Raw genomic sequence first — 9,172 nt, forward strand, 5'->3', positions numbered from 1 at the left:
AGGGGGTCTCCGGTTATTCCCCCCGGGGGGCGGTGGGCCCGGGGCGTGGTTCGGCGGCGGGGTTGTCGCGGAGGGCCGGCGTCGCTGTGGCCGACCGGGGGTGCGCCGCCCGGCGTTGCCGGGGTGCCGCCCGCGCCCACCCGCGCCGCCCCAGCGGCACGACTGCCCGCGGAGTGCGGCAGTCGGTTGGCGGCCGTCAGGCGGTGCGGGGTGGTGTCGGGGTGGGGGTGCCCGACTCGTACAGGGCGTGTGACGCTCGTAGGACCAGGTCGTCGCGGTGGCGGGCGGCGATCAGCTGGAGGCCGATCGGGAGGCCGTCGGCGTCCGTGCCGACCGGGACTGTCGCGGCCGGCTGCTGGGTCATGTTGAACGGGTAGGTGAACGGGGTCCAGCCCGTCCAGCGGCGGTGGCCCGAGCCCTTCGGCACCTCCGCGCCCGCCTCGAACGCCGTGATCGGCAGGGTCGGCGTGACGAGCAGGTCGTACGTCTCGTGGAAGCGGCCCATCCGGCGGCCGAGGTCCATGCGGACGTCGACGGCGGCCAGGTAGTCCAGCGCCGAGTACCGGGCGCCCCGGGCGCAGATCTCCCGCAGGCCCGGGTCCATGAGCCGGCGCTGGTGCGACCCGAGGTGCTGGACCACGCGGGCCGCGCCGCTGAACCACAGGGTGTGGAACGCCTCCACCGGCTCGGCCAGGTCGGGATCGGCCTCCGTGACGTACGCGCCGAGCTCCGCGAGCCGCTCCACGCCCCGGCGCACCGCCTTCGCGACGTCCGGGCGCACGGCCACCTGGCCGCCCAGCGTCGGCGAGTACGCCACCCGCAGGCCCCGCACCCCGCCGGTCAGCGCCGCGACGAAGGAGCCCGGCGCCGGGCCGAGCGCCGACCAGTCGCGGGTGTCCGGGGCGCCGATGACGTCCATCAGCAGCGCCGCGTCCGCCGCGTCGCGGGTCATCGGGCCGACGTGCGCCAGCGTCCCGAAGGCGCTCGCCGGGTACAGCGGCACCCTGCCGTACGTCGGCTTCAGCGCGAAGATCCCGCAGAACGACGCCGGGATGCGCACGCTGCCGCCGCCGTCCGTGCCGAGGGCGAGCGGTCCCGCGCCGAGGGCGACGGCCGCCGCCGCGCCGCCGCTCGATCCGCCGGCGGTGCGGGCCGGGTCGTGCGGGTTGCGGGTGACGCCGCTCAGCGGGGAGTCCGTGACGCCCTTCCAGCCGTACTCGGGGGTCGTCGTCTTGCCGAGGAACACCGCGCCCTGCTCCCGCAGCCGCGCCACGGACGGCGCGTCCTCGTCCCAGCGCCCCTGCTCCGGCACGGTCTTCGAGCCGCGCAGGGTCGGCGCGCCGCGCAGCAGCAGGATGTCCTTCACCGTGACCGGCACGCCGTCCACCGCGCCGGCCGGTTCGCCGCGCCGCCAGCGTTCCTCCGCGGCGCGGGCCCGGGCGAGCGCGTCGTCGGCCAGGAGCCTGACGAACGCGTTCACCTCCGGCTGGATGCGCTCCGCGCGCTCCAGGGCCGCGCGGGTCGCCTCCACGGGGCTGATGTCGCCCTTGCGGTAACCCTCGACGAGTTGTACGGCGGTCAGCTCGGTGAGCTCGGTCATCCACCCTCCCGGGGGCGTCAGTGTCCGGGTACGTATCCGCGCTTCTTGTCGACGACGTTCCGCAGAGGTCTGCCCGCCGCCCAGTCGTCGTACAACTCCACGAACTGCGCGCCGAGTTCGTCCCGCCAGCCGACCGTGTCGCCGCTCATGTGCGGGGAAACGATCAGCCCCGGCACGTCCCACAGCGGGCTGTCCGGCGTCAGCGGCTCGTGCTCGAAGACGTCCAGGGCGGCGCCCGCGATCCAGCGCCGGCGCAGCGCGTCCACGAGCGCGTCCTGGACGACGAGCTGCCCCCGGCCGACGTTGACGAACCGCGCGGACGGCTGCATCGTCCCGAACCGGCGGGCGTCGAACATGCCGCGCGTCCGCTCCGTGAGCGGCGCCGCGGCGATCACCCAGTCGGCGTGGGCCAGCAGCCGGTCGAGGTCGTCCGGGCCGTGCACGCCGGTGCGGGGCGTGCGGCCGACGAGCGCGGTCGTCACGCCCAGGGCACCGAGGCTGTGCGCGATCGCGCGGCCGATCGGCCCGGCGCCCACGACGCACGCGCGCGTGCCGGCCACCTGCTGCGACTCGCGGTGCCGCCAGGTCCGCTCCCGCTGCAGCTCCCAGGTGCGGGGCAGGTCCTTGGCCATGGCGAGCACGAGCGCGGCGACGTACTCGGCGATGGGCCGGTCGAAGATGCCGCGCGCGTTCGTCACGACCGTGCCGGAGTCGGCCAGCTCCGGGCACATCAGGTGGTCGACGCCCGCACTCGCCGTGTGCACCCAGCGCGGCCGGGGCCCCTCGCCCGGCCAGGCCTCGCGCACCGCGTGCGAGGTGAAGTCCCACACCAGCAGCACGTCGGCGTGCGGCAGCCGCTCGGCGAGGGTCACCTCGTCCGCGTGCTCGATCCGGGCCCGTCCGGTCAGCCGGCCGAGGCGGGGCGGCGGATCGGCGTCCAGGACGAGCACCGTGGGCGTCGCGGCGGTCGGTGGAGCGGGTTCCGGTGCGGTCATGAGGGGCCGTTTCTGGAGGACTGGCAGCCGTCTGACATGCGAGGTTTGACCACGCTCGCACCCGAATCTACCTTCGTCAACACGGGCGTACGTTCGGTCCGTTGCTCCCTCCTTCCTCGCGCGAGGGCGGTGTCTGTCATGGACGTCTCCTTTCTCGGCGGACCGAGCCCGCAACGCGGTGTCGGTGTCGTGGCTCCCTTCGACTTCGCGCTGGACCGCGAGCTGTGGCGCTGGGTGCCCGACGAGGTGTCCCTGCATCTGACCCGGACACCGTTCGTGCCGGTCGAGGTGAGCCTGGACCTCGCCCGGCTGGTCAGCGAGCACGAGACGCTGGGCGACGCGGTGCGCACACTGACCGCGATATCGCCCGGGGTCGTCGCCTACGCCTGCGCGTCCGGCAGTTTCGTCGGCGGTCTCGCCGGCGAGCGGGCGATGTGCGAGGCGATGAACCGGGCCGGCGCGGTGCCGTCCCTGACCACCTCCGGCGCGCTGCTGGAGGCGCTGACGGAGCTCGGTGCGCGCCGGGTGGCGGTGGTGACGCCGTACACGGTGTCCGTGACGCGCGTGCTGGAGCGCTACGTCGCGGAGGCGGGCGTCACGGTGTCGGGGCGGGCGTACATGGGGCTGACCCGGCACATCTGGCGGGTGCCGTACCGCGAGGTCGTCGAGATGGCGCGGCGGGCGGCGGCGAAGGGCAGGCTCGGCGCGGCCGACGCGCTGTTCATCTCCTGCACCAACCTGCCGACCTACGACGTGATCCCGCAGCTGGAGGCGGAGCTGCGGCTGCCGGTGATCTCGGCCAACCAGGTGACCATGTGGGCTGCGCTGCGCCGATTGGGTACCCGGGCGGTGGGACCGTACCAGGCGCTGATCGACCCCGCGGCGCGGACCGGTCCCGCCCTGCCGGAGCCCGGCTCCGGTTCCGTACTGCCGCAACTGCCCGAAGAGAAGCAGCAGGGAGGCTGGTCATGACCGCACTCGGACTCCTCTATCCCGGTCACTCCGCCGAGGACGACTATCCACGCATCGAGCAGCTGCTGGGGAGCGACATCCGGGTGGACCTGGTGCACACCGACATCGGCACGGACGCGCACCAGGTGGACGCGCTGCGCGAGATGGGCTCGGACGCGCGGCTGGCGGCGGGCGTGGAGCAGCTGCGGCTGGCGGGCGCGGAGGCGGTGGTGTGGGCGTGCACCAGCGGGAGCTTCGTGTACGGCTGGGAGGGCGCCCACGAGCAGGTGCGGGCGCTGGCGCGGGCGGCCGGGATGCCGGCGTCGTCGACGTCGTTCGGCTTCGTGCACGCGGCGCGTGAGCTGCGCGTGCGGCGGGTCGCGGTGGGCGCGACGTACCCGGAGGACGTGGCTGAGCTGTTCGCGGAGTTTCTGCGCGCGGGCGGCTTCGAGGTGACCGGGGTGCGCGGCTCGGGGATCCTCACGGCGGCCGAGGTCGGCACGTGGGGCGAGACGGAGCTGTTCACGCTGGCCCGCGAGGCCGATCACCCGGACGCGGAGGCGGTGCTCCTGCCCGACACGGCCCTGCACACGGTGGCGTATCTCCCGGCCCTGGAGAAGGACCTGGGCAAGCCGGTCCTGACCGCCAACCAGGTCACGGCCTGGGAGGCCCTGCGCCTGGCCGACCGTCGCGTGAACGCCCCGTCCCTGGGCGCACTCTTCACCCGGGAGCCACTGGTCCAGGCGTGAGCCCGCGCTACAGCCTGCGGAAGCTCAGCTTCTCCCCCGCCGCCCCGGTGCGCCACAAGTCGTTGCAGGCCTCCGCCATCGTCTCCAGGCCGGCCGTGATCCGGCCCCAGACGATGCCGGGGACCCAGCCGACGTCGCCGTTCAGCAGGAGGTTGTTGCGCTCGTAGAAGAGGGCCAGGTCGACGACCGTCGTGCCGGGGCGGACCTCGCGGTCGTAGCCGTAGGAGCGGGTGCCCAGTTCCGTGCCGGCGAAGGAGAAATAGCAGAGGTCACCCGGGACGGGCGTCACCGTGGGGTTTTCCAACGGCGGCTCCGATTCCGCGAAAGGAGGAAAGAGGGCGTAAATCTCGTTTCGCGCGTATTTGGCGTGGTAGACGTCCCCGGACAGCGGCAGGGCCTCCCAGACGGCCGCACAGGTGCGCGGGGCGCGGTCGTCCAGCAGTTCCGCGGTGCATCGCACTCCGCGTTGGGCCAGTGAGACCTCAATGTGTCGCTCAGTCATGCGGCTCCTCGTGCCCGGTATGAATAGATCGCATGCTCTCGGGTAGTCGCGCGCCCATGGCTCCACCACACAGAGCAACAAGAATTGGCGCAAAACCCGCGGGTCCCACGGGACCGACACGCCGGTCGCTGCTCGCGGGGGTCGCGGCGCTCGGCGCACTGGGCGCCGCGGGCTGCAGCCGCGTGGCCACCGCGACGGGCACGGACGGCGGTGACCTGCTGGACCGGCTCCGGGCCGCGGGCGTCGTACGCCTCGGCATCGCCGGCGAGATTCCGTTCGGCTACATCGACACGGACGGCGAGCTGACCGGCGAGGCCCCGGAGCTGGCGAAGGCCATTTTCCAACGGCTCGGGGTCGACCGGGTGCAGCCGGTGCCGACGGAGTTCGGCTCGCTCATTCCCGGCCTGAACTCGCAGCAGTTCGACGTCGTGGCCGCCGGAATGTACGTCAACCCGGAGCGCTGCGAGCAGGTCATCTTCTCCGACCCGGACTACCAGATGCTCGACGCCTTCATCGTGCGGAAGGGCAATCCCAAGGGTCTGCACAATTACCAGGACGTCGTGAAGAAGAAGGCGAAGTTCGCCACGGGCACCGGCTACGCCGAAATTCAGTACGCGATCGACGCCGGCTACCGGGAGAGCGACATCCTGATCGTGCCGGACCAGGTCGCGGGGCTGAACGCCGTGGAGGCCGGCCGGGTCGACGTCTTCGCCGGTACGGCGCTCACCACCCGTGAGGTGGTGAAGAAGTCGGCCAGGGCCGAGGTCACCGAACCGTTCAAGCCGATCGTCGACGGCAAGCCGCACGTGGACGGCGGCGCCTTCGCCTTCCGGCCGACCGAGACGAAGCTGCGCGACGCCTTCAACGTCGAGCTGCACAAGATGAAGGAGAGCGGCGAGCTGCTGCGGATCCTCAAGCCCTTCGGGTTCACCGAGGACGAGATGACGGACCTGACCGCGAAGGAGCTCTGCGGCTGATGACGTCAGGACTCTGGGAACTCGTACTGAGGGGCGTCTGGGTCACCGTCCAGCTGCTGGTCCTCAGCGGACTGCTGGCCGCCGCGGTGTCCTTCGTGGTCGGCGTCGCCCGCACCCACCGGCTGCGGATCGTCCGCTTCCTCGCGGGCTTCTACACCGAGGTCTTCCGCGGCACCTCCGCGCTGGTCATGATCTTCTGGGTGTTCTTCGTGCTGCCGATCGCCTTCGGCTGGCAGCTGGTGCCGCTGTGGGCGGGCACGCTCGCGCTAGGCCTGACGTACGGCGCGTACGGCTCCGAGATCGTGCGCGGCGCGCTGGTCGCGGTCGACCCGGCGCAGAAGGAGGGCGGTATCGCCCTCAGCTTCACGCCGTGGCAGCGGATGCGGCTGATCATGCTGCCGCAGGCGGTGCCGGAGATGATCCCGCCGTTCTCCAACCTGCTGGTGGAGCTGCTCAAGGGCACCGCGCTGGTGTCGATCATGGGCATGGGCGACCTGGCGTTCAGCGGCAACCTGGTGCGTCTGGCGCTCCAGGAGAGCGCGGAGATCTACACGTACATCCTGCTGATCTACTTCCTGATCGCCTTCCTGCTCACGCGGGTGATGCGCGGGTTGGAGAAGAACCTGAAGGCGCGGGTCGGCAAGGCACCGAAGAAGAAGACGGCCGCCGTGCGTGTCCCTGAGGGAAGTGGTGTCTCGTGAACTGGGACTGGAACGCGGTCACCGACTTCATGCCGTACTTCTGGGACGGCCTGCTGGTCACCCTCCAGGCGCTGGTCCTCGGCTCGCTGATCTCGTTCGCGCTGGGCCTGGTGTGGGCGCTGCTGATGCGGGCGCCGAGCCGCTGGGTGCGCTGGCCGGTGGGCGCCGTCACGGAGTTCGTGCGCAACACTCCGCTGCTGGTGCAGCTGTTCTTCCTGTTCTACGTCCTGCCCGAGTGGGGTCTGACCTTCTCGGCGCTGATGACCGGCGTCTTCGCGATCGGGCTGCACTACTCGACGTACACGATGCAGGTCTACCGGGCCGGCATCGAGGCCGTGCCGGTCGGCCAGTGGGAGGCCGCGACGGCGCTGAACCTGCCGCGCCGGCGGACCTGGACCGTGGTGATCCTGCCGCAGGCGGTCCGCCGCGTGGTGCCGGCGCTCGGCAACTACGTGATCTCGATGCTCAAGGACACGCCGATGCTGATGGCGATCACCGTCCTGGAGATGCTCGGCGAGGCGCGGCTGTTCTCGCAGCAGACCTTCCGGTTCACCGAACCCATCACGGTGATCGGCGTGGCCTTCATCGTGATCTCCTACCTGGCCTCCCTTGCCCTGCGATCCCTGGAGCGACGCCTTGTCCACTGACGCCAACCTGATGCCCGAGAAGAATCCCGCCGGCCGCAGCACCGGCACCGAGCTGGTCCGTCTGGAGCGGGTCACCAAGCGGTTCGGTGACCACACGGTCCTGGACAACCTCGACTTCTCCGTGGACGCCGGCAAGCACGTCACGCTGATCGGCCCGTCCGGCTCCGGCAAGACGACGATCCTGCGGCTGCTGATGACCCTGCTCAAGCCCGACGAGGGCAGGATCACCGTGGACGGCGAGCAGCTGTTCCCGGCGCCCGAGAAGCAGGTGCGGGAGATCCGCAAGAAGATCGGGATGGTGTTCCAGCAGTTCAACCTGTTCCCGAACATGACCGTCCTGCGGAACATCACCGAGGCCCCGGTCACCGTCCTCGGCATGTCGAAGGACGAGGCCGACGAGCGGGCCCGGGAGCTGCTGGAGCTGGTCGGTCTGACCGAGCACGTCGACAAGCACCCCTCGCAGCTGTCCGGCGGTCAGCAGCAGCGGGTGGCGATCGCGCGGGCGCTGGCGATGCGGCCGCAGGTGCTGCTGCTGGACGAGGTGACCTCCGCGCTGGACCCGGAGCTGGTCGCGGGCGTGCTGGACGTGCTGCGGGACATCGCCCGCTCCACGGACATCACGATGCTGTGCGTGACGCACGAGATGAACTTCGCGCGGGACATCTCCGACCAGGTCCTGATGTTCGACTCGGGCCGGGTCATCGAGGCGGGCCCGCCGGAGAAGATCTTCAGCGAGCCCGAGCACGACCGGACGAGGGAATTCCTCAGCGCGATCCTGTGACCACGCGGCAGGGGACCCGACGTCCCCGGTGGCGCCGCCGGGGCATGCCGGTGGCATGTGCCATGGTGCCGGCGCACCAGTTGAGAGGCCCGCGGATATCGGCAACTGCCGGTCCCCGCGGGCCTCTTGGCCGTTACCGTGGAGTCGGCACCGAAGGGATGCGGACCACCCGGAAGCACGGCACCGACCACACGGCACCGACCAGGCGCAGGGGGAAACCGTGGCGCTGAAGAACGAGCCGATGGCGCCGCAGCACTCGGCCCAGGACGCCCTGCGCGTCCTGGAGACCGTGGCTCGGCACACCACCGGAGTCACCGACACCGAACTCACCCGGCACACCGGCCTGCGCCCGGAGCGACTGACCACGCTCCTGCGGATGCTGCGCCGCGAGGGCTACGTCGACCGGGCCGGCGACGGGGCGTACGTCACCGGCGACGCGCTCGCCCGCCTCGGCTCGGCCCGCGACCGCGAGCACGACCGGGCGCTGCACGAGCAGCTCCGCGGGACGCTCGCCCGGCTGCGCGACTCGGTCGGCGCGGCCGTCTATCTCAGCCGGTACGTCGACGGCGAGGTCACCGTCACCCACTGCGCGGACGGCCCGGCCACGCCGGCGGTCCACGAGTGGGTCGACTTCCGTGACTCGGCGCACGCCACCGCGGTCGGCAAGAGCCTGCTGCGGCAGCTCGACCCCGCCGGACGCCGGGACCATCTCGCCCGGCACCGCCCGGCCCGGCTCACGTCCCGCACGATCACCAGCGGCACGCTGCTGCTGTCCCGCCTGGAGGCGCAGCCGCCGACGGCGCCGGCGCTGGACGTCCAGGAGTACGCGATCGGCACCGTCTGCGCGGCCGTGCCGCTGCCGGCCGGCCCGGCCGCGGGCTGCCTGGCGCTGTCCCTGCCGCTGGCACAGGCCCACCGGCTGCGCGACGCGGCGGCCACCCTGCACCGCGACGCCGCCCCCGTCCTGCTGTCCCTGGCGATCTAGACGGTCCCGCCCGGGGCCCCCGACGCGGCCCCGGGGGCGGCCCCGGGCGTTCCTCCGCCGGTGGTCGGGAGCACCCCTGGGGACCGGGTAGTATTTTTGTCGTCGCCGGCCGCGGGAAGCGGACGGCGGGAGTCATGCGCCGCTAGCTCAGTTGGTTAGAGCAGCTGACTCTTAATCAGCGGGTCCGGGGTTCGAGTCCCTGGCGGCGCACCTTGAAGGGGCCTCTCGTGGGAGCGAGGGGCCCCTCGGTCATGTCCGGGGCCGGGTGCGAGGGCCGCACGGAC

The 9,172-nt window shown here is 72.1% G+C and carries 10 protein-coding genes and 1 tRNA gene; 8 read left to right on the forward strand and 3 right to left on the reverse strand.

Features of this window, described 5'->3' with window-relative positions:
• Nucleotides 1-196: 196 nt before the first annotated feature.
• Together QC282_RS30345 and QC282_RS30350 are read right to left on the reverse strand one after the other, a co-directional pair.
• Nucleotides 197-1,600 (reverse strand): amidase, encoded by a 1,404-nt coding sequence (locus QC282_RS30345; RefSeq protein WP_279552797.1) that lies wholly within the window; start codon nt 1,598-1,600, stop codon nt 197-199.
• Between the two features lie 17 nt (nt 1,601-1,617).
• The gene (locus tag QC282_RS30350) at nt 1,618-2,595 is read right to left on the reverse strand and encodes a D-2-hydroxyacid dehydrogenase (protein WP_279552798.1); all 978 of its coding nucleotides are present in this window, start codon (nt 2,593-2,595) and stop codon (nt 1,618-1,620) included.
• 138 nt (nt 2,596-2,733) lie between these two features.
• On the opposite strand from QC282_RS30350, the gene QC282_RS30355 reads away from it, so the two are divergent.
• Together QC282_RS30355 and QC282_RS30360 are read left to right on the forward strand one after the other, a co-directional pair.
• Nucleotides 2,734-3,567 carry an aspartate/glutamate racemase family protein gene (locus QC282_RS30355; RefSeq protein ID WP_279552799.1) on the forward strand — a complete coding sequence of 278 codons (834 nt, stop codon included), beginning with the start codon at nt 2,734-2,736 and terminating at the stop codon, nt 3,565-3,567.
• Nucleotides 3,564-4,295 carry an aspartate/glutamate racemase family protein gene (locus tag QC282_RS30360; RefSeq protein WP_279552800.1) on the forward strand — a complete coding sequence of 244 codons (732 nt, stop codon included), beginning with the start codon at nt 3,564-3,566 and terminating at the stop codon, nt 4,293-4,295. Before QC282_RS30355 ends, QC282_RS30360 begins: the two co-directional genes overlap by 4 nt.
• Before the next feature lie 7 nt (nt 4,296-4,302).
• Here QC282_RS30360 and QC282_RS30365 read toward each other — a convergent pair whose 3' ends face one another.
• Nucleotides 4,303-4,797 carry a DUF3830 family protein gene (locus QC282_RS30365; protein ID WP_279552801.1) on the reverse strand — a complete coding sequence of 165 codons (495 nt, stop codon included), beginning with the start codon at nt 4,795-4,797 and terminating at the stop codon, nt 4,303-4,305.
• A gap of 56 nt (nt 4,798-4,853) precedes the next feature.
• Here QC282_RS30365 and ehuB point away from each other — a divergent pair, with 56 nt between their 5' ends.
• From ehuB to QC282_RS30395, 6 genes are all read left to right on the forward strand, one after another.
• Nucleotides 4,854-5,774, forward strand: a complete 921-nt coding sequence (ehuB, locus tag QC282_RS30370; RefSeq protein WP_279552802.1) for an ectoine/hydroxyectoine ABC transporter substrate-binding protein EhuB — start codon at nt 4,854-4,856, stop codon at nt 5,772-5,774.
• Nucleotides 5,774-6,475, forward strand: coding sequence for an ectoine/hydroxyectoine ABC transporter permease subunit EhuC (gene ehuC, locus QC282_RS30375; protein WP_279552803.1), 702 nt, complete (start codon nt 5,774-5,776; stop codon nt 6,473-6,475). The genes ehuB and ehuC overlap by 1 nt, the downstream gene beginning before the upstream one ends.
• The gene (gene ehuD, locus QC282_RS30380; RefSeq protein WP_279552804.1) at nt 6,472-7,122 is read left to right on the forward strand and encodes an ectoine/hydroxyectoine ABC transporter permease subunit EhuD; all 651 of its coding nucleotides are present in this window, start codon (nt 6,472-6,474) and stop codon (nt 7,120-7,122) included. Before ehuC ends, ehuD begins: the two co-directional genes overlap by 4 nt.
• 10 nt (nt 7,123-7,132) lie before the next feature.
• On the forward strand, nt 7,133-7,903 hold the full coding sequence (gene ehuA, locus QC282_RS30385; RefSeq protein WP_279552806.1) for an ectoine/hydroxyectoine ABC transporter ATP-binding protein EhuA: 771 nt from the start codon (nt 7,133-7,135) through the stop codon (nt 7,901-7,903).
• Between the two features lie 220 nt (nt 7,904-8,123).
• On the forward strand, nt 8,124-8,888 hold the full coding sequence (locus QC282_RS30390; RefSeq protein ID WP_279552805.1) for an IclR family transcriptional regulator: 765 nt from the start codon (nt 8,124-8,126) through the stop codon (nt 8,886-8,888).
• 136 nt (nt 8,889-9,024) lie between these two features.
• Nucleotides 9,025-9,098, forward strand: a tRNA-Lys gene (locus tag QC282_RS30395).
• Nucleotides 9,099-9,172: the final 74 nt, after the last annotated feature.

Source organism: Streptomyces sp. DH24 (assembly GCF_029813775.1).
Lineage (GTDB): Bacteria > Actinomycetota > Actinomycetes > Streptomycetales > Streptomycetaceae > Streptomyces.

What these genes read in the sequence shown, in the direction of transcription:
- QC282_RS30345 (WP_279552797.1), bottom strand. Translation starts at nt 1,600, where the DNA reads ATGACCGAGCTCACCGAGCTGACCGCCGTACAACTCGTCGAGGGTTAC.
- QC282_RS30365 (WP_279552801.1), bottom strand. Translation starts at nt 4,797, where the DNA reads ATGACTGAGCGACACATTGAGGTCTCACTGGCCCAACGCGGAGTGCGA.
- ehuA (WP_279552806.1), top strand. Translation starts at nt 7,133, where the DNA reads ATGCCCGAGAAGAATCCCGCCGGCCGCAGCACCGGCACCGAGCTGGTC.
- ehuB (WP_279552802.1), top strand. Translation starts at nt 4,854, where the DNA reads ATGGCTCCACCACACAGAGCAACAAGAATTGGCGCAAAACCCGCGGGT.
- QC282_RS30350 (WP_279552798.1), bottom strand. Translation starts at nt 2,595, where the DNA reads ATGACCGCACCGGAACCCGCTCCACCGACCGCCGCGACGCCCACGGTG.
- QC282_RS30355 (WP_279552799.1), top strand. Translation starts at nt 2,734, where the DNA reads ATGGACGTCTCCTTTCTCGGCGGACCGAGCCCGCAACGCGGTGTCGGT.
- ehuC (WP_279552803.1), top strand. Translation starts at nt 5,774, where the DNA reads ATGACGTCAGGACTCTGGGAACTCGTACTGAGGGGCGTCTGGGTCACC.
- QC282_RS30360 (WP_279552800.1), top strand. Translation starts at nt 3,564, where the DNA reads ATGACCGCACTCGGACTCCTCTATCCCGGTCACTCCGCCGAGGACGAC.